This is a genomic window from Noviherbaspirillum sp. ST9 (genome assembly GCF_048799745.1).
Lineage (GTDB): Bacteria > Pseudomonadota > Gammaproteobacteria > Burkholderiales > Burkholderiaceae_D > Noviherbaspirillum.
In genome coordinates, this window is sequence record NZ_JBLWFR010000007.1 from 137,088 (window position 1) to 161,743 (window position 24,656).

A 24,656-nucleotide genomic window follows, 5' to 3' on the forward strand; every position below is an offset into this window, starting at 1 on the left:
CCGAAAATGATTTCGTTGAGAAATATCACACAGGAAGCGCGCTGCGAGCGTGCCCCGACCCGGTGATAAAGTAATCTCTTTCACGCGAATCAACGAGACAGGAAGCAGAAATGGACAGCATCATCGACCTCGCAACCCGGGCGGGAATGGCGCTCAAGGCGAAGGGCCTTCTTCTTGCGACTGCGGAGTCCTGCACCGGCGGCGGCGTGGCGCATGCCGTCACCGAGATCGCCGGCTCGTCCGAGTGGTTCGACTGCGGCTTTGTCACCTACTCCAATGCGTCGAAAACCCGGCTCCTGAACATCCCGGCAGCGGTCATTGCCCAATATGGCGCCGTGAGCGAGGAAGTCGCTGCTGCCATGGCGGAAGGCGCCTTGGCCAACAGCAGCGCGCATGCAAGCGTGTCCACCACCGGCATCGCCGGCCCTGGCGGCGCCGTGCCCGGCAAGCCGGTCGGCACCGTATGCTTCGGCTGGACCTGCAACGGCAAGACGTTCACCGAGCGCCTGGTGTTTTCAGGCGACCGTCAGGCGGTTCGCGAGAAGACGGTCATCCATTCCTTGCAGGGACTCCTGCGCCACCTGGAGAACGCATGATGCTTGAGAACTTCAAACAACAGCAGTTGCAGGTCAACGGCGTCACCATTAACTTCCGTCACGGCGGCGACGGACCGCCGATGCTACTGCTGCACGGTTTTCCGCAGACGCACGTGATCTGGCACAAGGTGGCGGACGCCCTGGCACGAAAGTACACCCTGGTCATGCCCGACCTGCGTGGCTACGGCGACTCCTCCCGCCCGCCGGGGCTGCCCGACCACAGCAATTATTCCAAGCGGGTGATGGCGCAGGACATGGTCGAACTGATGCGTGCACTCGGACATGCGACGTTTTACCTGTGCGGCCACGACCGTGGCGCTCGCGTGTCGCACCGGCTTGCGCTCGACCATAAGCCAGCGGTCAGGAAACTCATGATCCTGGATATCAGCCCGACGCGCACGATGTACGAGGCGACGGACAAGACCTTCGCCACCCTCTACTACCACTGGTTCTTCATGATCCAGCCTGCCCCAGTGCCGGAAACGCTGATCGGCAACAGCGCCGCCTTCCTGCTCGAAGCCTCGCTGGCCAACTGGGGATCGAACGGTGTGAAGTTCATCGACGACGAGACGATGGCCGAGTACCGCCGCTGCTTCTGCAGACCGGACGCGATCCATGCCGCATGTGAGGACTATCGCGCGGCGGCGAGCATCGACCTGGAACATGACAAGGATCATGAGACCAACCGGATCGCATGCCCGGTCCATGTCCTATGGGGCGAGCATGGCGTGGTGGGGCGGCTGTTCAAGCCACTGGAAGATTGGCAGGTGAAATGCGCGCTGCCGGTAACAGGGAAGTCGGTGCCGGGCGGGCATTTCATCCCGGAGCAGGTACCGGACCTGCTGCTGGAGGAAATGCTTTCGTTCTTTGCCTGAGCCCGGCAGGAGGATTATTTTCGGAAGGCGTTGATGGCGTCGCGCGTCTCGATGGCGACGCGGCGCGCTGCCTTCGCGAAATCCTCGCCCGCCTGTTCATCGGCCTTCGCATACAGGATCGCGCGCGAGGAATTGATCATCATGCCCGCGCCAGCGGCTGTCCTGCCGGCCTTCACCGTGGCCTCCACGTCCCCGCCTTGCGCGCCGACGCCGGGCACCAGGAGCGGCATGTCGCCGACGATACTGCGCACCTGCGCCAGCTCGTTCGGGAAGGTAGCACCGACCACCAGGCCGCATTGGCCGTTGGTGTTCCACTTGTCGGCGACCAGCTGCGCGACGTGCTGGTAGACGGGCTTGCCATCAGCGCTAAGAAATTGCAGGTCGGAGCCGCCCGGATTGGACGTGCGGCACAGGATGATCACGCCGCGGTCCTTCCATTCCAGATACGGCGCGACGGAGTCGAAGCCCATGTAGGGGTTAACCGTCACGGCATCCGCGCCGTAACGCTCGTAGGCTTCGCGCGCATATTGTTCGGCGGTGGCGCCGATGTCGCCGCGCTTGGCGTCGAGTACGATCGGAATGTGCGGATAGGTCTTGCGCAGGTAATCGCAAATGGCTTCCAGCTGGTCTTCCGCCCGCAGCGCCGCGAAATACGCAATCTGCGGCTTGAAGGAACAGGCGGCGTCCGCCGTCGCGTCGATGATCGCCTTGCAGAAGGCAAAGATGGCGTCCGGTTGCTGCTTGAGATGCGCCGGGAACTTGGCCACGTCGGGATCGAGGCCGACGCACAGCAGGGAATTGTTGGCCGTCCAGGCGGCGGAAAGTTTGTCGATAAAGGTCACGGTAGCCTTTGGAAGAGAACTGTTGGCACAAAGCGCATTGTAACGCGCCGTGCTATCGTTTCGGCATGACATCCCTTTCCCGCAAGGACTGGATCCTTCTCGTCCTGCTGACCCTTTGTTGGGGGATCAACTGGCCGATCATGAAGTTCGGCGTCCATGATTTCCCGCCACTGACCTTTCGTACCGTAAGCATGATCGGCGGACTGCCGGTCCTCTGGATTGCCGCCCGCGTGCAGGGTGCATCACTCGCGATCCCGCAGGGCAAACTCATTCACATCATGCGGCTGGCGGTGCCGAACATGCTGATCTGGCACGTATTCATGATTCTCGGCGTCAAAATGCTCTCGTCCGGGCGCGCCGCCATCCTCGGTTATACGATGCCTGTGTGGGCAGTGCTGTGCGGTCTTGTCTTCTTTGGCGAACGGCCTTCACGCTCTGCCTGGATTGGCATCGGCTGCGCACTGGCCGGCGCGCTGCTCTTGCTGTCCAGCGAATTCGCCGCCCTTGCCGGCAATCCGCTCGGCACGGTGTTTGCACTTGTCGCGGCGGCGGGCTGGGGGTACGGAACAGTAGTGATGAAACGCAGCGCGCTCCCCATGCCCACGATATCGCTGACGTTCTGGATGCTCGCCCTCACAACCTCCGTCATGAGCGTTGCATCCTTCCTGCTCGAACGGTCCGCCTGGCACCTTCCGGCCGCAGGAACCACGGCCGCGATTGTCTACAACGCGATCATCATTTTCGGTTTCGCGCACGTCGTCTGGTTCCAGCTGGCACGCACGCTGCCCCCGATCGCGTCCAGCCTGTCGGTGATGATGATCCCGGTGCTCGGCGTCTTTTCGGGCGCCTGGATGCTGGGTGAGACGCCGCACTGGCAGGATTACGCCGCCATGGGACTGATCCTGGCGGCAATGAGCACGGTGTTGTTGAAACCGCGCTGAAAGACCATACATAATTGGCAAGCCGGATTTTCCGTACGGACAAACAAGAAAAGGACATCGTCATGAAGACATGGATGAAATGGTTGGCCGCCGCTTTCCTCGCCTCGACGCTGAGCGCCTGCGGCTACAACGATTTCCAGGACAAGGATGAGCACGTGAAAGCGGCCTGGGGCGAAGTGGTCAACCAATACCAGCGCCGTGCCGATCTCATTCCCAACCTGGTGAATACGGTCAAGGGCTACGCCTCGCACGAAAAGGAAACGCTGGAGTCGGTCACCCGCGCCCGCGCCGCGGCGACGAGTTTCCAGATCACGCCCGAAGTCCTGAACAACCCTGAAGCGTTCAAGAAGTTCCAGGAGGTACAGGGAGAGCTTTCCAGCGCCCTCTCGCGTCTGATGGCGGTCTCCGAGAATTATCCGCAACTGAAGGCGGACACCAGCTTCCGCGACCTGCAATCGCAGCTGGAAGGCACGGAAAACCGCATCACCGTGGCCCGCCAGCGCTATATCCAGGCCGTGCGCGAGTACAACGTGCTGGCGCGCAGTTTCCCGACCAACCTGACGGCGATGATGTTCAATTACGAGGTCAAACCTTCCTTCACGGTGGAGAACGAGAAGGCGATCTCAAACGCACCCGCCGTCAATTTCGGCAAGTAAGCACGCTGTCGCCATGTCGATCTTCCGCCCGCTCCTCGCCCTGCTCCTGACGCTGATGCTGGCGTCGGCGCACGCGCAAGAGTTCGTACCGGTGCCGCCGCTACAGAAGCGTGTGACCGACAAGATCGGCATGCTGACGGAGAACCAGCGCGACGCGCTGGAGAACGTGCTGAAGGAATACGAGACGCGCACCGGCAGCCAGATCGCCGTCCTCCTGATTAGCAAGACCGAGCCGGAATCGATCGAGCAGTACAGCATCCGTGTCTTCGACACCTGGAAGCTGGGCCGCAAGGGCACCGACGACGGCGTGCTGCTCATCGTCGCAAAGGACAATCCGTCCGCCCTGCGCCGCCTGCGTATCGAAGCTGGTCGGGGCGTGCAGGGTTCGCTCACGGACGCGCAATCCAAGCGCATCCTGCAGGACGTGATTGCACCGCATTTCCGGCAGAACGATTACTACGGCGGACTGGCTGCGGGCGTCTCCGCCATTACCAGCCTGCTGGACAAGGAGAAACTACCGGCGCCGGAAGGCATTCCGGCTGCGGGCGAGGTGGAAGAGGAAGGATTCGATTATTCGCTCGCCCTGTTCTTTTTCTTCATGATCCTGTTCCTGATGATGTCCCGCGCGCAGTCCCGTCGCTATGCGCGCCACCAGCATGGCTGGGGACGTTCGGTTCCCGGCGTGATCCTTGGTGGCGGTGGATTAGGAGGCTTTGGCGGTGGGGGCTTCGGAGGCTCCGGCGGCGGTGGATTTTCGGGTGGCGGCGGCAGTGGCGACGGCGGCGGCGCATCGGGGAACTGGTAATGGGTACCTTGTCTCGCTTCTTCAAGCACCTCACGACGACGACCGGATTCGGGCGTCGCGCCTTTCCGGAAAAAACCCTCAAGGCAATCGAGGAAGCCATTGCCGATGGCGAAAAGCGGCATCGCGCGGAAATCCGGTTGATCGTTGAACCGGCACTGGCTGCGCTGGCCGTACTGGGCGGCCAATCGCCCCGGGAACGCGCGCGAGAATTATTCGCCCACTACGGCGTATGGGACACGGAAGAAAACTGCGGCGTACTGGTCTACATCAACCTGGCCGATCACCAGGTGGAGATCGTGGCCGACCGTGGCATCGGTCGCACTGTCGCCGCGCAGGACTGGCAAGCCATCTGCCGGACGATGACGCAAGGATTTTCGCGCGGCGATTATCACGACAGCGTGCTCGCGGCACTGGCGCAGCTGAACGCGCTGCTGCAGGAACACTACCCCGACGACGGATCCACCCACAACCAATTGGCCAACCGGCCGGTCATGCTCTGAACTTGCGTCAGCCGCGTTCGTAGATCCACTGCAGGAGTGCATCCTGCGCTTCATTGCCGCGCAAGGCGTTGGGGTGGTTGATCATGCAAACGACCGCGTAGCGCCGGCCGGACGCAGCCAGCACATAGCCCGCGATCGCGCGCACTTCGTTCAGCAAACCCGTCTTGATATGTGCCTTGCCGGCCACCGTTTGTGTCGTCAGGCGGTTGCGCATGGTTCCGTCGTAGCCGACCAGCGGCAGCGAGGCGATGAATTCCGGCATGACGGGCGAACGGAATGTCGTTGCCAGCATCTTGCCGAGGGTTGCCGGCGCAATGCGCTCGGTGCGGGACAGGCCGGAACCATTCTCGATACTGAGCTCGGGAGCGGCAATGCCCTTCGCGGCGAGCCAGGCATGCACCACGGTCGCGCCACGCTCGGTATTGGCCTGCATTTTTGTTGTCTGGGCCGCCAGCGTCAGCAACACCTGGCGCGCCATCACGTTGTTGCTGAATTTGTTGATGTCGCGGATCACTTCGGACAGGGATACCGAGTCCCATTCGGCAACGAGGCGTGTGTTGGGAGGCAATACACCGCTTCGCGTTTCGCCTTTCAGCGTGCCGCCCAGGTCCGCCCAGAAACGCCGGAAAGCAAGATCGAAATACTTCGTGTGCGTCATCAGGTAGGGATGCACATGCCACGTGCGTTCACCGCAGCTCGCCGGATAGGCACCGTTGAAGCGCGCACTGTTGCTGTCGATCGCTGCATTCAGCTTCAGGCGCCAGTCGCCGCAGTCGCCATTGGAAAGCTGGGGCGCGTACAGGGGATAGGCGGCCAACGGCGGGTCGACGGTCACCTGCACAACACCCCTTGCCGGATCGGGAACAAAGCGAAAGCTGAGCGACTTGTAGTTCAGCAGCAAGGCATCGGGACCGACGTTGTACGGCTTGAGCGGGTCGCCGTCGAATTGCGCGGCATCGTACGGCATGTCCTCGAAGATGGTACGGTCGAGGACTACATTGCCGCGAATCTCGCGTATGCCGCGCGACCGTATCCTGCGCAGGAACATCCAGAAATTTTCGAGCACCAGCTTCGGATCGCCGCTGCCCTTGATGATCAGGTCGCCCTGGAGGACGTCGCCGTTCTGCACGCCATCGACGAACGCCTGTGTTTTCCAGCTGAAGGTCGGTCCAAGGATATCCAGCGCCGCATTGCTGGTGACCAGCTTCATGGTTGACGCCGGATTGAAGGCGAGTGTGTCGTTCATTGCCAGCGTGACCGTCCCCGTCGCCAGCTCCTGTACGTGCACGCCGACCGAAGTGACGGGAATCTGCGCACGCTGCAAGGCGTCCACGACAGCCGGCGGCAATTCCTGCGCCTGCGTGGCAACGGCGGCGACAAACAAAACGAAGGCAGCTTGGACTCTCTTCCGAATTCGCATACGATGGCAATATCAGGTCACGCACAATCGAATTCGATTATCCCACGCCAACGTCGCAGTCATGCCGAAATCCGCCTCCGTCCCCGCACAGCCCTTCGATCCGCTCGCGCTGGAAAACCAGTTCTGCTTTGCGCTGTATTCCGCCTCGCTGGCAATGACCAAGACCTACAAGCCTTTTCTCGAGAAGCTCGGCCTTACCTACCCGCAATACCTGGTGATGCTCGTGCTGTGGCAGCAGGACGACGTGCTGGTCAAGACCATTGGCGAAAAGCTGTTCCTCGATTCGGGCACGCTTACTCCCCTGCTGAAGCGCCTGGAGGCCTCCTCGCTGATTCAGCGGACCCGCGACGACGCGGACGAGCGGCAGGTGCGGATCACGCTGACCAGGGAAGGACGCGCACTGAAGAAAAAGGCACAGTGCATTCCTCACGACGTCCTATGCGCCAGCGGGCAGTCGCATGAAGTGCTTCAGAACTTGCGCAGCCAACTCTCCACCATTCGCGACGACCTCGCAAAAGCCACCGGCGGGTAACAAAACAGCGGTTTCGAGGAAGCCCTCCAAAACCAGCTATTAAATTGCACGCAATTTAATTGAGTGCTATATTTAACTGCGTCATCACTCGTTCCAGCGACCACCCATTCAAAGGAGATCCCTATGCAGATCCTGTACAAAGCACAAGCAACCGCAACCGGCGGCCGTGATGGCCGCGCTGTCAGCAGCGACAACAAGCTCGACGCCAAGCTGAGCACGCCGCGCGAACTTGGCGGTGCCGGCGGCGAAGGCACCAACCCCGAACAACTTTTTGCGGCCGGCTATTCCGCCTGCTTCCTGTCCGCACTGAAGTTCGTGTCCATGCACGCCAAGGTCGCGCTGCCCGCCGACGCGGCGGTGGCCGCCGAGGTCGGCATCGGCCCGAACGGTCAGGGCGGCTTCGGCCTGGCCGCTGACCTGCGCGTATCCCTCCCCGGCCTGGAGCGCGAAACCGCGCAGGCGCTGGTGAACAAGGCGCATGAAGTCTGCCCGTACTCCAACGCCACCCGCGGCAACATCGAAGTCAACGTCGCACTTGCCTGATCAGACAGCGCCCTACGAAAGCCCCGCACTGCGGGGCTTTTTCCTTTTTCAGGGTTTGCAAAAGTACAACCATGCTACTGGCCGTAGTTATATGCAAATGCCCTTCCTGCATCTTCTACTCTTGAAAAAGCAAAACCCCGCCCATATACTTAGCACTCGTTAGGGGAGAGTGCTAACAACTTCCTCCTGGCTACACGATTTTCCCTCTGCGGCACCTGCCGCAAACAACTATAAACTATTGATTATTAAGGAGTTTGTATGAACCTTCGTCCTCTGCACGATCGCGTCATCGTCAAGCGCCTCGACCAGGAAACCAAGACTGCGTCCGGCATCGTTCTCCCGGATGCGGCCGCTGAAAAGCCGGACCAGGGCAAAGTCCTGGCCGTCGGCAACGGCAAGATCCTGGAAGATGGCAAAGTCCGCGCGCTGGACGTCAAAGTTGGCGACGTCGTGCTGTTCGGCAAGTACTCCGGCCAGACCGTCAAGGTCGAAGGCGAGGAAGTGCTCGTCATGCGCGAAGAAGACATCATGGCAATCGTCCAGAAGTAATACGAATCCCTATTCAATAATTAAGGAGTAACAAACATGGCAGCTAAAGACGTAGTTTTCGGCGATGCCGCCCGTCACAAGATGGTTGAAGGCGTCAACATTCTCGCCAACGCCGTCAAGGTCACCCTGGGCCCGAAAGGCCGCAACGTAGTTCTGGAGCGCTCCTTCGGCGCCCCGACCGTCACCAAGGACGGCGTTTCCGTTGCCAAGGAAATCGAACTGAAAGACAAGCTCATGAACATGGGCGCGCAGATGGTGAAGGAAGTCGCATCCAAGACCTCCGACAACGCCGGTGACGGCACCACCACCGCGACCGTTCTGGCACAAGCCATCGTCCGCGAAGGCATGAAGTACGTTGCCGCCGGCATGAACCCGATGGACCTGAAGCGCGGCATCGACAAGGCTGTCGCTGCAACCGTCGACGAACTGAAGAAGATCGCCAAGCCCTGCACCACCTCCAAGGAAATCGCCCAGGTCGGCTCGATCTCCGCAAACTCCGACGCATCCATCGGCGACCGTATCGCTGAAGCCATGGAAAAGGTCGGCAAGGAAGGCGTGATCACCGTTGAAGACGGCAAGTCCCTGAACGACGAACTCGACATCGTCGAAGGCATGCAGTTCGACCGCGGCTACCTGTCCCCGTACTTCATCAACAACCCGGAAAAGCAAGTCGCCGTCCTGGACAACCCGTTCGTCCTGCTGTTCGACAAGAAGATCTCCAACATCCGTGACCTGCTGCCGGTGCTGGAACAAGTCGCCAAGGCTGGCCGTCCGCTGCTGATCATCGCTGAAGACATCGAAGGCGAAGCGCTGGCAACCCTGGTCGTCAACAACATCCGTGGCATCCTGAAGACCTGCGCCGTCAAGGCTCCGGGCTTCGGCGACCGCCGCAAGGCCATGCTGGAAGACATCGCCATCCTGACCGGTGGCCAGGTCATCGCTGAAGAAGTCGGCCTGACCCTGGAAAAGGCAACCCTGAACGACCTCGGCCAAGCAAAGCGCGTCGAAATCGGCAAGGAAAACACCACCCTGATCGACGGCGCAGGCCAGGCAGTTGCGATCGAAGCACGCGTCAAGCAGATCCGTGTCCAGATCGAAGAAGCAACTTCCGACTACGACCGTGAAAAGCTGCAAGAGCGCGTTGCCAAGCTGGCAGGCGGCGTTGCAGTGATCAAGGTTGGTGCTGCGACCGAAGTCGAAATGAAGGAAAAGAAGGCACGTGTCGAAGACGCGCTGCACGCAACCCGTGCCGCCGTTGAAGAAGGCATCGTTCCTGGCGGTGGCGTGGCCCTGCTGCGCGCTCGCGCCAACGTCGCTGCCCTGAAGGGTGACAACGCCGATCAGGAAGCCGGTATCAAGATCGTCCTGCGCGCCATGGAAGAGCCGCTGCGCATGATCGTCACCAACGCCGGCGAAGAAGCATCCGTCGTCGTGAACAAGGTCATCGAAGGCAAGGGTAACTTCGGTTACAACGCTGCCAACGGCACCTATGGCGACATGGTCGAAATGGGCGTTCTGGATCCGGCCAAGGTGACCCGTTCGGCACTGCAGAACGCAGCGTCGATCGCCGGCCTTATGCTGACCACTGACTGCACGGTTTCCGAACTGGCCGAAGACAAGCCGGCCGCTGGCCCGGCAGGCATGGGCGGTATGGGCGGCATGGGTGGCATGGACATGATGTAATTGCCGACCGGTGGAAGGCAGCAATGCCTTCCGCACTGTCCGTCAAAATAAAAAGCCCGCAAGGTTCGCCTTGCGGGCTTTTTGTTTTGCGTTGGCCGCCTTATTTCGACCAGGCCGGCTTGCGCTTGTCGATGAAGGCCTGCACGCCTTCCAGCGCCGCGTCATCCATCATGTTGCAGGCCATGGTCTGGCCCGCAAGCTGATAAGCCGCACCGATGCCCATTTCAATCTGCTTGTAGAAAAGCTGCTTGCCCATCGCAACGGCGACGGCAGGTTTGGCAAGGATGCTGGCGGTGAGTTTGCCGATTTCCGCATCCAATGCTTCACTGGACACGACACGGTTGACGAGGCCTCGTTCCCGCGCCGTGTCAGCATCGATAAACTCCCCCGTCAGCAGCATTTCCATCGCCTGCTTGCGTGAAACGTTACGGGACAGGCCGACGGACGGCGTCGAACAGAACAATCCGTAATTTACGCCGGATACCGCGAACTTCGCCTCCCGGGAGGCAACGGCGAGATCGCACATCGCGACGAGTTGGCAGCCAGCCGCAGTGGCAATTCCATGGATCCGCGCAATCACCGGCTGCGGCATCTGCTGAATCGTCAGCATCACCTTGCTGCACTGGTTGAACAGCTTCTTGTAATACTCTTCCGACGGCTGCGCGCGCATCTGCTTGAGGTCGTGTCCGGCACAGAAGGCCTTTCCGGCAGCGGCAAGCACAACGACGCGAATGCCATCATCGGCCTTCACCGCATCCAGCTCCGCCTGCAGTGCAGCCAGCATTTCCTCCGACAGGGGGTTGAACTTGTCGCCGCGGTTCAGCGTCAGCGTCGCTACGCCGTCTGTCACTGATTTAAGAACGTAGGGATTGGTGTCACTCATCGTCACTTTCCTCTTCTGGCTCCGGGGGTAATCCTAAAGAAGGCGGCGGCTGGTAAGTGGCCAGCAGCTCGGTGCGGCTCTCGGGTGTTTCCAGGCTGATGCGACCGAGCGCGCCGCTGCGATAATCGAGGAGCAGCGTGTGCGCTGCCTTTTCAAAATCCAGGTCGCCACCCTTCATGCGGAACGCGCGCCGCTTGGCGATGCCTTCGATGACGGCGACACCGTCAATACCATCGGTCGGGAATCCGTAGCGCGTCGTAACGAGCTGCGGATAACGCACGAGCAGCACGTCGGCGAGGAAGGTCGCGACTTCTTCTTCAATCAATGCGTTGACGCCGACAGCATGGCTGGCCGCGAGCATCAGGCCATCGGTCGGGTGCTCGATCTTCGGCCACAGCATGCCGGGCGTATCGACCAGTACCATGTTGTTGCCGAGGTAGAGACGCTGCTGCGACTTGGTCACGGCCGGTTCATCGCCCACAGCGGCGACCCGCTTCTTGAGCAGGGCATTCATCAAGGTCGATTTACCGACGTTCGGGATCCCCATGATCATCATGCGCAGCGGCTTCAATGCCGTGCCGCGGTGCGGCGCCAGGCGCATCGCCAGTCCGGGCACCTTGGCCACGTCGGCGGGCTTCTTGCAGCTTAACGCCACGGCATGCACGTCCTTCTGTTTGCTGAAATGCGTCAGCCATGCCTTGGTGGCAGCAGGGTCGGCGAGGTCTGCCTTGTTCAGGATTTTCAGGCAGGGGCGCTGGCGATGCTTGCGCAGCTGTTCGATCATCGGATTGCTGCTGGCGACGGGCAAGCGCGCGTCGAGCACTTCGATGACGAGGTCGGTCTTTTCCATGGACTCCGCCGCCTTCTTGCGGGCGGCGTTCATGTGACCGGGGAACCATTGAATGGACATGCGTGGATCTGGTTGGTGGGGCAAGCCGCTATTTTACCTGCTGGCCGCCCTCCCCCGCCTCACACGCTAGTCGAGATCGGCGAGAACCTTGATGTGGGCGACGACACTGCGGGCCAGCGCGGAGAGGTTATACCCGCCTTCAAGGCAGCTCACGATGCGGCCGTTGGCATATTCCCGGGCGACCGACACGATTTCCTTTGTCATCCAGGCATAGTCGGCTTCCACCAGGCCCATCTGGCCGATGTCATCCTCGCGGTGGGCGTCGAAACCGGCGGAAATGAAGATCATCTCGGGCTTGTGCGCGCGCAGCGCCGGCAGCCACTTGTCAGCCACCAGGCGGCGAACCTCCTCGCCCTTGGTGTATGCCGGGACCGGGACGTTGACCATATGGTCAGACTCGTGCAGCGCGGTATAGGGATAAAACGGATGCTGGAAGAAGCTCACCATCAGCACGCGCGGGTCGTCGAGGAAGGCCTCTTCCGTGCCGTTGCCGTGATGGACATCGAAATCGACGATGGCGACGCGCTGCAGGCCATGCACATCCAGTGCGTGCTTTGCGGCGATGGCAACATTGCCGAAAAGGCAAAATCCCATTGGTTCTGACGGACGCGCGTGATGCCCCGGGGGACGGATGGAACAGAAGGCGTTCTCAATTTCCCCGGCGATGACGGCATCGGTCGCCGCGATGGCCGCGCCGGCCGCGCGCAGAGCCGCCTTCCAGCTGTGGGAATTGAGCATCGTGTCGGCATCGATCGGGTAATACCCCGAGCCGATGCCTTGCAACGACTCAACGTTCTCGCGCACGCGGGCGATGGCATCGCGCGTATGTACCCGTTCGATGGCGCCCACTTCCGCCTCGGGCGCTTCACGGTACTCCAGGCAGTCGTTGATCCGGCTGGCAATGATCTGGTCTTCGATCGCCTGCAACCGTGCCGGACACTCCGGATGCCATTGCCCCATCTCATGGCGTTTGCAATCGGGGTGGGAGTAGAAGCCGGTGGTCATGTTTCAGGATGCGGGCGAAATGTCTCGAAGGGATTCCGGTCATCATCACCGCGCAAGCGGCAAAGAGCCAAGATGACTTATAGTGTAGCGAAGAAAATAATGTAATACAGTTCTTTTGTCGCAGGCGGCTATTTGTCGTTTGCGGATGCGCAACCAGGCGGCACCAGACCGCACTCCCCCATTCACGGAAGATTCATGTTCGACAAACTCCATGCCGTTGCGAAGCAGGTCAGCCAGGTCGTTGTCGGTAAAGATACGCAGATCCGCCAGTCACTGGTATGTCTTCTTGCCGGAGGACACCTGCTGATCGAGGACGTCCCTGGCGTAGGCAAGACGACGCTTGCCCATGCGCTGGCGATTTCGCTCGGCTTGAAGTTCAACCGCCTGCAGTTCACCAGCGACCTCCTGCCGGCTGATGTGGTCGGCATTTCGATTTTCAATCGCGAAAAGAACGGCTTCGTCTTCCACCCCGGCCCCGTCTTTACGCAGGTATTGCTCGCCGACGAGATCAACCGCGCCACCCCGAAGACGCAATCCGCATTGCTCGAGGCGATGGAAGAACGGCAAGTCACCGCAGACGGCGTCACACGTGACCTGCCGAGTCCGTACTTCGTGATCGCAACGCAGAACCCGACGCACCAGATCGGCACGTTCCAGCTGCCGGAATCGCAGCTGGACCGCTTCCTGATGTGTCTCTCGCTGGGCTATCCCGACGCGGCCGCGGAACGTGCCTTGCTGATGGGCGAGGATCGCCGCACCATGCTGAAATCGCTGCCGACCGCCATGCATCCCGAGGAACTGATGGCCGCGCAGGCGGCATTGAAAAGCGTGCACGCCTCGACTGCCCTGGTGGATTACGTACAGGCCCTGGCCCAGGCATCGCGCCAGAGCGGCCTCTTCGCCGAAGGCATGAGTCCGCGCGCCACCATTGCGCTGCTGCACGCGGCGCGTGCGTGGGCCGCCCTTGAAGGCCGCAACCATATCATCCCGGAAGATGTCCAGGCTGTACTGGTCCCGGTCGTCGCGCATCGCCTGCGCCCCCTGAAATCCGGTGGCAGTTCCGCACTGGGCAGCCGCGACCTCGTCCTGCAGTTGATGAAATCCGTTCCGGTGTGAAGAAGAAACTGTCCCTGTACGCAAGGCTGGAACACGCCATCCGCGGAAAGCTGAACAAATGGCTTTTCCGGCTGAAGGATGCCGAACCCGGCGAAGTATTCCTGAACCAGCGCAGGGTCTACATCGTGCCGACGCATCCGGGCCTGCTGTTCTGCGTCATGCTGATCGCGATGTTTCTCGGGTCGATCAATTACAACCTCAGCCTTGGCTTTGGTTTCACCTTCCTGATTGCCGGGTGTGCATTAATCGACATGCACCTGACCTTCCGCAACCTGGCGCACCTGCACCTGAATGCGGGTCGTGCCGCGCCGGTCTTTGCCGGAGAGGAGGCGCAGTTCGAGCTTCACCTGGTCAACCGCCGCAAGCACGACCGTTACGCCATCTGGCTCGACTTCGTCAATGACGACCGTCCGGAGCTGGCACAGCCCGTTGATGTGCCAGCCAATACGACATCGCGCGCGCTCCTGTCCACGCCGGCGACAAGGCGCGGCTGGCTGCAGGCGCCGCGTGTCCGCCTGCAGACACGTTTTCCGCTGGGATTGCTGCGCGCGTGGAGCTATTGGCATCCGGATGCAAGAGCGCTTGTCTATCCACGCCCCGAGGACGATGCGCCGCCCCTCCCCTATGCCGGCATGGAAATGAACGATGGCCAAGGCCAGGCCGGGCAGGACGATTTCGCCGGGATACGCGGCTACCAGGCAGGCGATTCGCTGAAGCGCCTTGCTTGGCGTCATATTGCGCGCATGGACGTGGAGGCCGGCGGGTCATTGGTCACGAAGCACTTCGAAGGCGGCGCGGCAACGGAAATCGCGATTGATTTCGACGCACTACCGGCGGGAATGGATATCGAACAAAAGCTTTCGCGCATGACTCGCTGGGTGATCGAAGCCGAGGCGCGCGGACTGGCGTACGCGTTCCGCCTGGGGAATGTCTCGCTGCCCGCCGCACACGGACCTGCACATCGCGACGCCTGCCTGCGTGCACTGGCCTTGCATGGAGAGGCATCATGAAACTGCCTTTCTTCGGACGCCCGGCCCCGTTGGGCAATCGCCCGATGTCGCGTGACAAGGCAGACATCCTCCTGCTGCTCTTCGCATGCACGCTTGTGCTGCTCCCGCACGCGAGCCATCTCCCCGTCTGGATCACGCCGGTGTGCGCGGCGCTGCTCGGCTGGCGCGGATGGATTACGTTTCGCGGCAATCGCCTCCCGCCGCGCTGGCTCCTGTTGCCTGTTGCGGCACTCGCAATGGGCGGCGTTTACCTTACTTTCCGCACCTTCTTCGGACGGGAAGCGGGCGTATCGATGCTGGCACTACTGCTGACATTGAAGCTGCTGGAAATGCACGCCAAGCGCGATCTCTTCGTCGCCCTGTTCCTGAGTTTTTTCCTGATCCTGTCGAGCTTCTTCTACTCCCAGTCGATCGGGACGGCATTGCTGACACTGGCGGCCGTTGTCGCCATCCTGACGACACAGGTCTCGTTCCAATTCACGGGAGCAGTACCGCCGCTGAAACAGCGTTTGCGGATGGGGGCAACCATCCTTCTGCTCGCGGGTCCGGTAACGCTGGTGCTGTTCCTCCTCTTTCCCCGCATACAGGGACCGCTGTGGGGAATGCCCGGCGATGCTCATTCCGGCCGTACAGGCATGTCGGACACGATGGAGCCGGGCAATATCCAAAGCCTCGCGCAGTCGGACGAGATTGCCTTCCGCGTCAAGTTCACCGGCTCACCGCCTCCCAAGGCGCAGCTGTACTGGCGCGGCCCCGTCCTGAGTGGCTTTGATGGACGGAAGTGGTTCCCGCAACGTCGGCAAACGCCCGGCACGACCTCCGTGAACTTACAGGGCGAAGCGCTGAATTACCAGGTCACGCTGGAGCCGCACGGCAAGCGGTGGCTGTTTGCGCTCGACATTCCCCGTGCGGTACCGCTGATTGAACAGAACCCCGCGAGGATTACATACGACATGCAGCTGCTCGCATCCCAGGGAGTGCACGAGCGGCTCCGCTATGATGCGGCGTCCCACTTGCAATACGAACTGAACCCGAACGAAACGCCTGCATCGCTGCAGCAATGGCTTGACCTCCCGCCCGGCTTTAATCCGCGAGCCATGGTCTTTGCCAGCGACCTGCGCCGGAAGGCGCAGAGCAGTGCCGATCTGGTCTCCGCCGTCCTCCGGCACTTCCGTACCGAAGCGTTCCGTTACACCCTGCAGCCGCCCCTATTGGGCAGGGATCACGTCGACGACTTCCTGTTCACGACGCGCGCCGGCTTCTGCGAGCATTACTCATCGGCATTCGTGGTGCTCATGCGCGCCGCGGGCATTCCCGCGCGCGTCGTGACCGGCTACCAGGGCGGCGAACTGAATGCTGCGGATGGTTTCCTCGTCGTACGGCAATCCGATGCCCACGCCTGGGCCGAGGTATGGCTGGAAAAGCGCGGCTGGGTCCGCATCGATCCCACTTCGGCGGTCGCGCCCGAGCGGGTTGAAGGCAATCTCGCAAGCGCGATTCCACGCCAGATCCTTGGCGGATTGATCACGCTCGATGCTTCCAATAATGCCTTGTTCGCGCAGTTGCAAAAAATCCGGCAGAACTGGGATGCGGTTTCCAACGCATGGAATCAATGGGTGCTCAACTACACACCGCAGCAACAAAGGAATTTCATCAAGTCGCTCGGCTTCGAGGACGTCGACTGGCGCACCATGGCGACGCTGTTGCTCGTGTTCGGCTCACTCGCCGTGGCGATTGTGGTCTTGCCTTTGCTCTTCCATGAAACGAAGCGCGATCCGGTCGAAGCGATTTACCTGTCGCTGTGCAGGCGGCTTGCCAAAAAGGGATTTCCGCGCGAACTGCATGAAGGACCGCGCAGTTATCGCGCACGATTGACGTCGGCTGAGTCTCCTTTGCCGCAGAATCAAAAAGCAGCGCTTGCGCGCTTCCTCGAACTCTATGAAACTGTGCGTTACGACGCGACAGACCTCGCGCGTCCCACAGCCGTTGCCAGACTCAAATCCCTGTCCGCCGAATGTCGATGATGTTTTTCAAACCTGCCGCACCCGCCGTCCTGCTGTCCACATTGCTCCTTGCCTTTTCCCTTCCCTCCGATGCACACGCGAAACTAGCGAGCAAACAGGCACGCAAACCGGCTGTGCAGGGCGCAAAGCTGCGGAAGGTATCCGTCAACCCCGACGAGGCTGGCGAATTCGCCAACTTCACGCAATGGCAAGAGGTGGCGGGATTCATCGACCAGATGGTGGAAAAGCACGGATTCGACCGCGGCGCGCTGGAGTCGACTTTCAAGAAGGTGCGCTACATCGATACGGCCATCCAGCTCGTCAAGCCGGCACCGCCGGGACGTCCAAAGAACTGGCGTGTCTATCGCTCCCGCTTTATCGAACCTGTGCGGATCAATGCGGGCGTGGCCTTCTGGGAAGAGCACCGCGACGCGCTCGCACGGGCGGAGCAGACCTTCGGCGTTCCGGCAGAAATCATTGTGGGCATCATCGGCGTTGAAACCGTGTACGGGCGCAACACCGGCAACTTTCGCGTGCTTGATGCACTGACCACGCTTGCCTTCGACTACCCCGATACGCCAAATCGCGTGTCAAGAATGAAGTTTTTCCGCGGCGAGGTCGAGAACACACTGCTGCTCGCCCGCGACGCCGGCATCGATCCGTTCTCGCTGTTCGGCTCGTACGCCGGTGCCGTGGGTTGGCCGCAGTTCATGCCGGGCAGCATTCGGAAGTTCGCCGTCGACTTCGATGGCGACGGCAAGGTCGACCTGCGCAACTCTCCGGTCGATGCGATCGGCAGCGTGGCGAATTTCCTTGTGCAACATGGATGGAAGTCCGGGGAGCCAGTCGTTTTCCCCGTCACCCTGGCCGCTGCGGAACCGGGGCGCAGCTGGGAAATGTTCATCGGCCAGAGCCTCGAGGCCAAATTCAGGCTTGATGAATTGAAGGCGGCAGGCGTGATGCCCACTGTCGAACCGCCTTCGGACATGCTGTTTGGCCTCGTCGATTTGCAGAACGGTGGCGAGCCGACCGAATACTGGCTTGGCGCGAACAATTTCTTCGCCATCACGCAATACAACCGAAGCTTCTTCTACGCCATGTCGGTAATCGAACTGGGGCGGGCAGTGAGGGCTGCGCGCCCCAATTGCGCGGGCTGCGTGCGCTGAACTTACTGCGCCTGCAAGGCGGCAATGCGCGACTCGATTGGCGGGTGGCTGCTGAACAGGGAAGCCAGTCCACCGCCCGCGATACCGGATGCCGCCATGTTCTTGGGCAGTTCGCCCGCCGTCACGCCGCCCAGTCTCTGCAGTGCCGCAATCATCGGACGCGGCGTGCCAAGAATCTGTGCAGCGCCACGGTCGGCGCGGTATTCGCGCTGCCTGGAGAAATACATCACGATGATGCTGGCAAGGATGCCGAACAGAATGTCGCACACGATCACCGTCACCGTGTAACCGATACCGGGACCGGAACTCTCTTCGTCATTCCTGCGCAGGAACTGGTCAACCGCATAGCCCACCACGCGCGCCAGGAAGGTAACGAAGGTATTGACGACGCCCTGGATCAGGGTCAGCGTCACCATGTCGCCGTTGGCGATATGCGCCACTTCATGCGCGAGCACGGCCTCGACTTCCTCGCGTGTCATCGACGTAAGCAGGCCGGTTGATACCGCGACCAGCGAACTGTTCTTTGTCGCCCCAGTCGCGAACGCATTCGGCTCGCCCTCATACACGGCGACTTCCGGCATCGCGATGCCCGCCTTCTGCGCCTGGGCGGCAACGGTATTGACCAGCCACAGTTCGGTGGAGTTGGACGGCTGCTCGATCACCTGCGCGCCGGTCGACCATTTGGCGATCGGCTTCGAGAGAAACAGGGAAATGAAGGCACCGCCGAAACCCATCAGGGCGGCGAATACCAGCAGCGACCCGAGGTTGAGCCCGTTGGCGGTGAGGTATTTGTTCACGCCGAGCAAACTGGCTGTCACGCTGAGAACCAGCATGATGGCCAGGTTGGTGGCAAGGAAAAGTATGACGCGCTTCATATGACGTTCCTCATGTCTTTGATGTTGTGATGTCCAAACCGGAATAGACCGATTCGAGCGTGCAGGATAGCAGCAGGCAATCGCACGAAAAAGCGAAGTTTATTGAATTATTTGTTCCGAAAAACGGAACAAGAAAACGCGTGCGGGCGGCAGGTTTATGCTGCCCGCTTCCCGCTTTTCTCGTCGGCGGCGATCTCGTGCACGGAGTCGGGCTTACCTCCGCGCAGCCACCAGAACAGGACAGCCATCATGAACGGACCGACGAAGAGGCCGATCACACCCATGGTGGAAACGCCACCAAGCAGTCCGAACAGCACTGCAAGGAATGGCAGGTTGACACGATGGCCAATGAGCTTCGGCCGGACGAACTTGTCAACGAGGAAGAGCTCGAACGCGCCCCAGCAGAACAGGCCGAGCGCAGCACCGGCGTGGCCTTGACCCAGCAACAGCAGCGACACTGAGGTGAACGACAACGGGGCGCCGCCCGGAATCAACGCGAGATAGCCCGTGATCACGCCGAGAATGGCGGGGGCCGGCGCCCCGGCAATTCCGTACGCGACGCCGAGCACGATCCCTTCCAGCACGGCTACCGAGCACAGCCCCAGCGCCGTGCCGCGCACGGAAAGCGGAAGCAGCCGCTTGAGCGTGCTGTAGTACTTGGGAATAAGGCGTTCGCCGGCATGGTCCACGTACTTCACGACAGCGGGCCCTTCCAGATAGAGGATGAACAAGGTCAGCAGTGCAAGGAAAAGGTACAGGGCATTCGCCAGAATGGTGGGCCCAAGGGTGCCCACGGTGCTCGTCAGATAAGGAACGAGGTCTCCTGCCGTACTCCGGATGAGCGTATTGAGTCCGCCCGGGACCGAGAGATGGGAATTCCACCATTCGAGTGCCGGCTTGGCGACGAAAGGCAGGCGCGCCAGCCACTCCGGCGCGGGCACACCGGCACTGTTGATCTGGCCGATCAGGCGCTCGACCGTGGCAAGTTCATGACTCAGCGTATTGAACAGGAAAATCGAGGGCGCCACGAAACTGACGATGATCGCGGCGAGCAACGTCGTCGCACTCGCCGCGCGTGACCAACCACGGCGCTGTAGCTGCTCGTGCAGCGGCCAGGTGATAACAGCAAGCAATGCTGCCCACGCCAGTGAGCCAAGAAAATGTTTGAGCAGGAAGACGAGCGATACCGCGAACGCCAGGGGAAGAATCAGTGAAAGATAAGGCATGCAGCAATATTGGGAGAAACGGCAAGCGCCGTCAATGAAATGGTTCCCGCGTCAGGCGGACGTTTGCGCCTTCAGCACTTCCAGTTCCAGATGGACGCTCTGGTCCCCATCCGCAATCCAGATCTGCCCTTCCTGCATGGTGCACTGGAGTTGCATCGTGCGTTTTGCCATCCGCGCCAGTTCCGTTGTCGCTGCGGACGGAAGGTTAAACACCCGTAAATTCCTGGCGCGATCGAGTTTGCCGGATATCTGGCTCCACCAGATATTGCTGGTATTGCTATAACTGTAGACCACAACTTGCTCAGCACGACCGCACGCCTTCAAGATCCGTCGATCATCCGGCTGCCCCACCTCGATCCATTGCTCGATTGCGCCGGTAAGATCCTTCTGCCAAATATCGGGTTCATCGTCCGTGCTTAACCCCTTGCCGAAGGCAAGCGCGTCGTTGGCATGCAGCGCGAAGGCCAGCAGCCGGACCATCATGCGCTCGTCCGTTTCCGACGGATGCCGGGCAATGGTCAGGACATGGTCGCCGTAGTAGTGGCGGTCCATGTCGGCCACTTGTAGGTCTGCCTTGAAAATCGTTGCCTTGAGTGCCATGTGTTCTCGATGAATGCCTTGACCGGCAGTATGAATGTGACCGGCAATGTACAGGAAAGCGCCTCCGGGCGCTATCCGTCAAACCCCGTCATAATTTGGCCATGCATACACCTCCACCACATGACGATGTCATCGCTGCGACCCGGCGCTGGCTGGAAAAAGCCGTCATCGGGCTTAACCTCTGTCCATTTGCAAAAAGTGTCTATATCAAGGAGCAAGTGCGATTTTTCGTGAGCAGTGCGGATTCGACGGAAGCGTTGCAGGCCGACTTGGCGGCGGAATTGTTGAAACTGAAGGAGACGGATGCAGCGAAGGTCGACACCGTCCTGCTGATCCATCCTTACGTCCTAACCGACTTTCTTGATTTCAACGACTTTCTTGACGTCGTCGATGCGACCCTTGAAACGTTGGGCCTGGAGGGCGAAATCCAGGTCGCCAGCTTCCATCCTCAATATCAGTTTGCGGATGCAGGTCCAGACGATATCAGCAACTACACGAACCGCGCACCGTATCCGACGCTGCATCTCCTGCGCGAAGCAAGCATTGACCGCGCGGTGGACGCGTTTCCGGACGCGTCAGACATTTTCGAGAGAAATATCGAGACGGTGCAGCGCATGGGGAAAACAGCGTGGGACGAGTTACTGAGCGATGGAGCGCCAGATTGCGCGATTAACGGAACGAAACAGAACTAACAGTAGAACATCAGTTCAAACACCGGCTTGACGAATGATCGCACGTTGGGAGAGCAAAGAGACAGGACAGATCGCATTGCGGCCGGTCAAAATGACCGAAGATGCGCTTCGTTAGAATGCGATTGAACCGCTGCAATCCCAATTGGCGGAATATGCGACACGGATCACTATATTCATGCAGTTATTGATTCAGCGCATGTTCGCATTATTCTAATATTGCTTTTTTGAAATTTCTTTACTATATTGCATTCACGCAAGTAGTGTCTATCCGGCAATTGTGGTAGTGCTACCTATTGCACCCCGGTCATGCAAGATGTGTCACAAAGTTGATACACTTTCCAGATATGCAAATTGTTTCTCTGTATAATCTGCTTGCAATCCGGAATTATTGCGACTTTGACTACTCATTCAGACAATGCCATGGACAACACGGATAACAACAAGCGCACCGGTACCCGTCTCGCCGATCAGGTGAATTACGACCCGAACAACCTGCTGGACGCGCTCATCGAAAAACTGAACCTCAAGAACGACGCCGCCTTGTCGCGCGCCCTCGAGGTTGCGCCGCCGGTCATCAGCAAGATCCGCCACCGCCGTTTGCCGGTCGGCGCGTCGCTGTTGATTCGCATGCACGAGGTCAGCGACCTCAGTATCAAGGAACTGCGCATCCTGATGGGCGACCGTCGCGACAAGTTCCGTATCAGCGACAAGCAGTTCAAACCGAAGGATGCACCGGCAGGTTCCGCTGGCGCCGAGCTGATGGAATAAAGCTCCCTGTCCCCGCCTGTCTCAGGCGGGGAAAACGCCAGTCGACAGGTATCGGTCGCCGCGATCGCAGACGATAAACACGATCGTCGCGTTTTCCACGGTCTGCGAAATGCGAAGTGCGACTTCGCAGGCGCCCGCAGCCGAAATTCCGCAGAAGATCCCCTCGTCCATCGCCATCCGGCGCGCCATGTGCTCGGCCGCTGCCTGGCTCACATACTCAAGCTGGTCCACGCACGTCTTGTCGTAAATCTGCGGCATGTACGCTTCCGGCCATTTGCGGATGCCGGGAATCTGCGAGCCCTCCTCGGGCTGGGCGCCAATGATGCGCACCGAGGAATTCTTCTCTCGCAGGTATCGAGACACGCCAACGATGGTGCCAGTCGTTCCCATCGCACTCACGAAATGCGTGATCCGTCCTTCGGTGTCGCGCCAGATTTCGGGACCGGTCCCTTCATAATGCGCACGCGGATTGTCCGGGTTGGCGAACTGATCGAGGATGATGCCCTTGCCTTCCTTCTGCATCTGCTGCGCCAGGTCGCGTGCGTATTCCATGCCGCCGGTTTTCGGTGTCAGCACGATCTTCGCTCCGTACGCGGCCATGCTTTGACGTCGCTCTTCGCTCAGGTTCTCGGGCATGAGCAATACCATCTTGTATCCGCGCAGCGCGGCAGCCATGGCGAGTGCAATACCGGTATTGCCGCTGGTCGCCTCGATCAGCGTATCGCCCGGCTTGATCTCGCCGCGCTCCTCCGCATGCATGATCATCGACAATGCCGGCCGGTCCTTGACCGAGCCCGCAGGATTATTGCCTTCCAGTTTTCCGAGGATAACGTTATTGCGGCGCGCAGCGTCTTCTCCGGGAATGCGCTTCAGCTGCACCAGCGGAGTATTGCCGATAGTGTCTTCGATCGTCAGGTAAGGCATGTTCTGTCGGACTGCTTGATAAAAACGTCATTTTACTCGGAGGTGCGAACGTACGTACGGTAACCTGCGCGCGCAAGGGGCAATAAAAAAGCCCCGCTTGAGCGGGGCTGAGGACAGTGTACGAGCGACAATTACTTCTTGGCCTCATCCTTCTTCGCGTCCTTGCGACCTTCCTTGGCGGCGGGCTTGCCATTCTTGGCGCCATTGTCGCCACCTGCCTTTTGGCGTGCCTGGCCATTCACGGTGAGTCCCGCGTCCGACAGCTTGACCGCGTTCTTTTCGCCGACGCCTTTCACACGTCCCTCGAGGTCGGCCCAGTCCTTGAAGTCGCCGCCCTTCTTGCGTTCGTCGAGGATCGCCTTCGACATTTTCGGGCCGATACCCTTGACACCATCAAGCGCTGCCTGGTCCGCCTTGTTGACGTCCACCTGCGCAAAGGCAAAGCCGCTCGTTGCCACCATTACCGCGATCGAAAGCAAAAATTTTCTCAGCATTTTGTTTCTCCGAATTTGAATAAAAGAACACCGGGCAACCGGTGTTGCCGAAATGATAACTATAAAGTTGTCAAAAAGCTATTATTCGTGCTCGAAAACAACAATCAGCCGAAGAGCTCTTCCTTGGTGACCGTCGCGGTACCAAGTTTGCCGACAACGATTCCGCCGGCGCGATTCGCAATTGCAACGGCATCGGGCAGCGATTTGCCGGCACCGAGCATGGTCGCGAGAGTGGCGATGACGGTATCGCCGGCGCCCGACACGTCGAACACTTCGCGTGCGACCGTGGGGATATGGAGGACATCCGATTCCGTGTACAGAGTCATCCCCTCTTCGGACCGCGTCAGCAGCAGCGCTTCGAGCTCGAGGGAACGGCGCAGGTTTTGCGCCTTGGTCGTGAGGTCTACTTCCGTCTTCCACGAACCGACGACGTGACGCAGCTCGGACTTGTTGGGCGTGAGGATCGAGGCCCCCTTGTAGCGGGTGAAGTCTTCCCCCTTGGGATCGACCAAAATGCACTTGCCCAGGCGCCTGCCCGCTTCGATCATGTGCGCGACGTTGACCAGGCTGCCTTTGGCGTAATCAGAAAGGACAATGACGTCGTATTGTGGGAGAAGCGTATTGAATTGCGTCAACTTGTCGCGCAGGACCGACTCGCTTGGCGGCGCCTCGAAGTCAATACGCAGCAGTTGCTGCTGCCGCCCGATGACGCGCAGTTTGATGATGGTGGAAACAGCCGTATCCCGGTTAAGAAAGCTGTCGATGTACAGGTCCGTAAGCAGCTTCTGGACGACGTCACCTGCTTCATCGGTACCCACCACCCCCAGGAGGCCCGCCTGCGCACCGAGCGCCACGGCGTTGCGTGCTACGTTTGCAGCGCCGCCCAGTCTCTCCTCACGCCGCTCCACGCGTACAACCGGCACAGGCGCTTCCGGGGAAATACGGCTCACCTCGCCAAACCAGTAACGATCCAGCATCACGTCACCCACGACGAGGAGGCGCGGGCTTTTCTGGGGAGGAGTCATGTCGTTCATGTCGAATT

At 60.3% G+C, this 24,656-nt stretch carries 27 protein-coding genes; 16 read left to right on the forward strand and 11 right to left on the reverse strand.

Features of this window, described 5'->3' with window-relative positions; translation table 11 throughout:
* Nucleotides 1-110: 110 nt before the first annotated feature.
* On the forward strand, nt 111-596 hold the full coding sequence (locus ACNOHI_RS17220) for a CinA family protein (RefSeq protein WP_420475915.1): 486 nt from the start codon (nt 111-113) through the stop codon (nt 594-596).
* Nucleotides 596-1,471, forward strand: a complete 876-nt coding sequence (locus ACNOHI_RS17225) for an alpha/beta fold hydrolase (protein ID WP_420476171.1) — start codon at nt 596-598, stop codon at nt 1,469-1,471. The genes ACNOHI_RS17220 and ACNOHI_RS17225 overlap by 1 nt, the downstream gene beginning before the upstream one ends.
* A gap of 14 nt (nt 1,472-1,485) precedes the next feature.
* Here ACNOHI_RS17225 and pyrF read toward each other — a convergent pair whose 3' ends face one another.
* The gene (gene pyrF / locus ACNOHI_RS17230; protein WP_420475916.1) at nt 1,486-2,313 is read right to left on the reverse strand and encodes an orotidine-5'-phosphate decarboxylase; all 828 of its coding nucleotides are present in this window, start codon (nt 2,311-2,313) and stop codon (nt 1,486-1,488) included.
* Nucleotides 2,314-2,378: 65 nt separating this feature from the next.
* On the opposite strand from pyrF, the gene ACNOHI_RS17235 reads away from it, so the two are divergent.
* The 4 genes from ACNOHI_RS17235 to ACNOHI_RS17250 all read left to right on the forward strand — a co-directional run bounded on the left by ACNOHI_RS17235 (nt 2,379) and on the right by ACNOHI_RS17250 (nt 5,215).
* Entirely contained in the window at nt 2,379-3,254 is an 876-nt protein-coding gene (locus tag ACNOHI_RS17235; RefSeq protein ID WP_420475917.1) for a DMT family transporter, read from the forward strand.
* A gap of 62 nt (nt 3,255-3,316) precedes the next feature.
* Nucleotides 3,317-3,910 (forward strand): LemA family protein, encoded by a 594-nt coding sequence (locus ACNOHI_RS17240; protein ID WP_420475918.1) that lies wholly within the window; start codon nt 3,317-3,319, stop codon nt 3,908-3,910.
* Between the two features lie 13 nt (nt 3,911-3,923).
* A complete protein-coding gene (locus tag ACNOHI_RS17245) occupies nt 3,924-4,715 on the forward strand; it encodes a TPM domain-containing protein (protein ID WP_420475919.1) in 792 nt (263 codons plus the stop codon).
* Nucleotides 4,715-5,215 carry a TPM domain-containing protein gene (locus ACNOHI_RS17250; protein ID WP_420475920.1) on the forward strand — a complete coding sequence of 167 codons (501 nt, stop codon included), beginning with the start codon at nt 4,715-4,717 and terminating at the stop codon, nt 5,213-5,215. Before ACNOHI_RS17245 ends, ACNOHI_RS17250 begins: the two co-directional genes overlap by 1 nt.
* Nucleotides 5,216-5,222: 7 nt before the next feature.
* Here the strand turns inward: ACNOHI_RS17250 and dacB are convergent, their stop codons facing one another.
* Nucleotides 5,223-6,599, reverse strand: a complete 1,377-nt coding sequence (gene dacB, locus ACNOHI_RS17255; RefSeq protein ID WP_420475921.1) for a D-alanyl-D-alanine carboxypeptidase/D-alanyl-D-alanine endopeptidase — start codon at nt 6,597-6,599, stop codon at nt 5,223-5,225.
* Between the two features lie 97 nt (nt 6,600-6,696).
* On the opposite strand from dacB, the gene ACNOHI_RS17260 reads away from it, so the two are divergent.
* From ACNOHI_RS17260 to groL, 4 genes are all read left to right on the forward strand, one after another.
* Nucleotides 6,697-7,167, forward strand: coding sequence for a MarR family winged helix-turn-helix transcriptional regulator (locus ACNOHI_RS17260; protein ID WP_420475922.1), 471 nt, complete (start codon nt 6,697-6,699; stop codon nt 7,165-7,167).
* Nucleotides 7,168-7,290: 123 nt separating this feature from the next.
* The gene (locus ACNOHI_RS17265; protein ID WP_420475923.1) at nt 7,291-7,710 is read left to right on the forward strand and encodes an organic hydroperoxide resistance protein; all 420 of its coding nucleotides are present in this window, start codon (nt 7,291-7,293) and stop codon (nt 7,708-7,710) included.
* Between the two features lie 258 nt (nt 7,711-7,968).
* Nucleotides 7,969-8,259: a co-chaperone GroES gene (groES, locus tag ACNOHI_RS17270; RefSeq protein WP_088707318.1), complete on the forward strand. Its 291-nt coding sequence runs from the start codon at nt 7,969-7,971 to the stop codon at nt 8,257-8,259.
* Between the two features lie 36 nt (nt 8,260-8,295).
* Nucleotides 8,296-9,942, forward strand: coding sequence for a chaperonin GroEL (groL, locus tag ACNOHI_RS17275; RefSeq protein WP_420475924.1), 1,647 nt, complete (start codon nt 8,296-8,298; stop codon nt 9,940-9,942).
* A 100-nt stretch (nt 9,943-10,042) separates the two neighbouring features.
* Here groL and ACNOHI_RS17280 read toward each other — a convergent pair whose 3' ends face one another.
* From ACNOHI_RS17280 to ACNOHI_RS17290, 3 genes are all read right to left on the reverse strand, one after another.
* Nucleotides 10,043-10,825 carry an enoyl-CoA hydratase gene (locus ACNOHI_RS17280; RefSeq protein ID WP_420475925.1) on the reverse strand — a complete coding sequence of 261 codons (783 nt, stop codon included), beginning with the start codon at nt 10,823-10,825 and terminating at the stop codon, nt 10,043-10,045.
* The gene (gene ylqF, locus ACNOHI_RS17285; protein ID WP_420475926.1) at nt 10,818-11,735 is read right to left on the reverse strand and encodes a ribosome biogenesis GTPase YlqF; all 918 of its coding nucleotides are present in this window, start codon (nt 11,733-11,735) and stop codon (nt 10,818-10,820) included. The genes ACNOHI_RS17280 and ylqF overlap by 8 nt, the downstream gene beginning before the upstream one ends.
* Nucleotides 11,736-11,801: 66 nt before the next feature.
* Entirely contained in the window at nt 11,802-12,740 is a 939-nt protein-coding gene (locus ACNOHI_RS17290; protein WP_420475927.1) for a histone deacetylase family protein, read from the reverse strand.
* Between the two features lie 195 nt (nt 12,741-12,935).
* Here ACNOHI_RS17290 and ACNOHI_RS17295 point away from each other — a divergent pair, with 195 nt between their 5' ends.
* Genes ACNOHI_RS17295 through mltB form a run of 4 tightly spaced genes read left to right on the forward strand, consistent with a single transcriptional unit; the run spans nt 12,936 to nt 18,035 of the window.
* A complete protein-coding gene (locus ACNOHI_RS17295) occupies nt 12,936-13,856 on the forward strand; it encodes an AAA family ATPase (protein WP_420475928.1) in 921 nt (306 codons plus the stop codon).
* Complete coding sequence (locus ACNOHI_RS17300) at nt 13,853-14,866, forward strand: DUF58 domain-containing protein (protein ID WP_420475929.1); 1,014 nt, start codon at nt 13,853-13,855, stop codon at nt 14,864-14,866. The genes ACNOHI_RS17295 and ACNOHI_RS17300 overlap by 4 nt, the downstream gene beginning before the upstream one ends.
* Nucleotides 14,863-16,890, forward strand: a complete 2,028-nt coding sequence (locus ACNOHI_RS17305; RefSeq protein WP_420475930.1) for a transglutaminase TgpA family protein — start codon at nt 14,863-14,865, stop codon at nt 16,888-16,890. Before ACNOHI_RS17300 ends, ACNOHI_RS17305 begins: the two co-directional genes overlap by 4 nt.
* Complete coding sequence (gene mltB / locus ACNOHI_RS17310) at nt 16,881-18,035, forward strand: lytic murein transglycosylase B (RefSeq protein WP_420475931.1); 1,155 nt, start codon at nt 16,881-16,883, stop codon at nt 18,033-18,035. Before ACNOHI_RS17305 ends, mltB begins: the two co-directional genes overlap by 10 nt.
* Before the next feature lie 2 nt (nt 18,036-18,037).
* On the opposite strand, the gene htpX is transcribed toward mltB, so the two are convergent.
* The 3 genes from htpX to ACNOHI_RS17325 all read right to left on the reverse strand — a co-directional run bounded on the left by htpX (nt 18,038) and on the right by ACNOHI_RS17325 (nt 20,736).
* Nucleotides 18,038-18,910: a protease HtpX gene (htpX, locus tag ACNOHI_RS17315; protein WP_420475932.1), complete on the reverse strand. Its 873-nt coding sequence runs from the start codon at nt 18,908-18,910 to the stop codon at nt 18,038-18,040.
* A 155-nt stretch (nt 18,911-19,065) separates the two neighbouring features.
* The gene (locus tag ACNOHI_RS17320) at nt 19,066-20,136 is read right to left on the reverse strand and encodes an AI-2E family transporter (RefSeq protein WP_420475933.1); all 1,071 of its coding nucleotides are present in this window, start codon (nt 20,134-20,136) and stop codon (nt 19,066-19,068) included.
* Nucleotides 20,137-20,187: 51 nt separating this feature from the next.
* Complete coding sequence (locus ACNOHI_RS17325) at nt 20,188-20,736, reverse strand: YaeQ family protein (RefSeq protein WP_420475934.1); 549 nt, start codon at nt 20,734-20,736, stop codon at nt 20,188-20,190.
* Nucleotides 20,737-20,837: 101 nt separating this feature from the next.
* Between ACNOHI_RS17325 and ACNOHI_RS17330 the strand changes: the two genes are divergently transcribed.
* Nucleotides 20,838-21,428: a DUF1415 domain-containing protein gene (locus ACNOHI_RS17330; RefSeq protein WP_420475935.1), complete on the forward strand. Its 591-nt coding sequence runs from the start codon at nt 20,838-20,840 to the stop codon at nt 21,426-21,428.
* A 420-nt stretch (nt 21,429-21,848) separates the two neighbouring features.
* Nucleotides 21,849-22,196, forward strand: coding sequence for a hypothetical protein (locus ACNOHI_RS17335; protein WP_420475936.1), 348 nt, complete (start codon nt 21,849-21,851; stop codon nt 22,194-22,196).
* A gap of 21 nt (nt 22,197-22,217) precedes the next feature.
* Here ACNOHI_RS17335 and cysM read toward each other — a convergent pair whose 3' ends face one another.
* The 3 genes from cysM to rfaE1 all read right to left on the reverse strand — a co-directional run bounded on the left by cysM (nt 22,218) and on the right by rfaE1 (nt 24,648).
* A complete protein-coding gene (gene cysM, locus ACNOHI_RS17340; protein WP_420475937.1) occupies nt 22,218-23,120 on the reverse strand; it encodes a cysteine synthase CysM in 903 nt (300 codons plus the stop codon).
* A 131-nt stretch (nt 23,121-23,251) separates the two neighbouring features.
* Nucleotides 23,252-23,614, reverse strand: coding sequence for a ComEA family DNA-binding protein (locus ACNOHI_RS17345; RefSeq protein ID WP_420475938.1), 363 nt, complete (start codon nt 23,612-23,614; stop codon nt 23,252-23,254).
* A gap of 104 nt (nt 23,615-23,718) precedes the next feature.
* Nucleotides 23,719-24,648, reverse strand: coding sequence for a D-glycero-beta-D-manno-heptose-7-phosphate kinase (rfaE1, locus tag ACNOHI_RS17350; protein ID WP_420475939.1), 930 nt, complete (start codon nt 24,646-24,648; stop codon nt 23,719-23,721).
* Nucleotides 24,649-24,656 lie beyond the last annotated feature (8 nt).

Coding starts and splice junctions, on each gene's coding strand:
- ACNOHI_RS17220 (WP_420475915.1), top strand. CDS start 111: ATGGACAGCATCATCGACCTCGCAACCCGGGCGGGAATGGCGCTCAAG.
- ACNOHI_RS17225 (WP_420476171.1), top strand. CDS start 596: ATGCTTGAGAACTTCAAACAACAGCAGTTGCAGGTCAACGGCGTCACC.
- ACNOHI_RS17235 (WP_420475917.1), top strand. CDS start 2,379: ATGACATCCCTTTCCCGCAAGGACTGGATCCTTCTCGTCCTGCTGACC.
- ACNOHI_RS17240 (WP_420475918.1), top strand. CDS start 3,317: ATGAAGACATGGATGAAATGGTTGGCCGCCGCTTTCCTCGCCTCGACG.
- ACNOHI_RS17245 (WP_420475919.1), top strand. CDS start 3,924: ATGTCGATCTTCCGCCCGCTCCTCGCCCTGCTCCTGACGCTGATGCTG.
- ACNOHI_RS17250 (WP_420475920.1), top strand. CDS start 4,715: ATGGGTACCTTGTCTCGCTTCTTCAAGCACCTCACGACGACGACCGGA.
- ACNOHI_RS17260 (WP_420475922.1), top strand. CDS start 6,697: ATGCCGAAATCCGCCTCCGTCCCCGCACAGCCCTTCGATCCGCTCGCG.
- ACNOHI_RS17265 (WP_420475923.1), top strand. CDS start 7,291: ATGCAGATCCTGTACAAAGCACAAGCAACCGCAACCGGCGGCCGTGAT.
- groES (WP_088707318.1), top strand. CDS start 7,969: ATGAACCTTCGTCCTCTGCACGATCGCGTCATCGTCAAGCGCCTCGAC.
- groL (WP_420475924.1), top strand. CDS start 8,296: ATGGCAGCTAAAGACGTAGTTTTCGGCGATGCCGCCCGTCACAAGATG.
- ACNOHI_RS17280 (WP_420475925.1), bottom strand. CDS start 10,825: ATGAGTGACACCAATCCCTACGTTCTTAAATCAGTGACAGACGGCGTA.
- ylqF (WP_420475926.1), bottom strand. CDS start 11,735: ATGTCCATTCAATGGTTCCCCGGTCACATGAACGCCGCCCGCAAGAAG.
- ACNOHI_RS17290 (WP_420475927.1), bottom strand. CDS start 12,740: ATGACCACCGGCTTCTACTCCCACCCCGATTGCAAACGCCATGAGATG.
- ACNOHI_RS17295 (WP_420475928.1), top strand. CDS start 12,936: ATGTTCGACAAACTCCATGCCGTTGCGAAGCAGGTCAGCCAGGTCGTT.
- ACNOHI_RS17305 (WP_420475930.1), top strand. CDS start 14,863: ATGAAACTGCCTTTCTTCGGACGCCCGGCCCCGTTGGGCAATCGCCCG.
- mltB (WP_420475931.1), top strand. CDS start 16,881: ATGTCGATGATGTTTTTCAAACCTGCCGCACCCGCCGTCCTGCTGTCC.
- htpX (WP_420475932.1), bottom strand. CDS start 18,910: ATGAAGCGCGTCATACTTTTCCTTGCCACCAACCTGGCCATCATGCTG.
- ACNOHI_RS17320 (WP_420475933.1), bottom strand. CDS start 20,136: ATGCCTTATCTTTCACTGATTCTTCCCCTGGCGTTCGCGGTATCGCTC.
- ACNOHI_RS17325 (WP_420475934.1), bottom strand. CDS start 20,736: ATGGCACTCAAGGCAACGATTTTCAAGGCAGACCTACAAGTGGCCGAC.
- ACNOHI_RS17330 (WP_420475935.1), top strand. CDS start 20,838: ATGCATACACCTCCACCACATGACGATGTCATCGCTGCGACCCGGCGC.
- ACNOHI_RS17335 (WP_420475936.1), top strand. CDS start 21,849: ATGGACAACACGGATAACAACAAGCGCACCGGTACCCGTCTCGCCGAT.
- cysM (WP_420475937.1), bottom strand. CDS start 23,120: ATGCCTTACCTGACGATCGAAGACACTATCGGCAATACTCCGCTGGTG.
- ACNOHI_RS17345 (WP_420475938.1), bottom strand. CDS start 23,614: ATGCTGAGAAAATTTTTGCTTTCGATCGCGGTAATGGTGGCAACGAGC.
- rfaE1 (WP_420475939.1), bottom strand. CDS start 24,648: ATGAACGACATGACTCCTCCCCAGAAAAGCCCGCGCCTCCTCGTCGTG.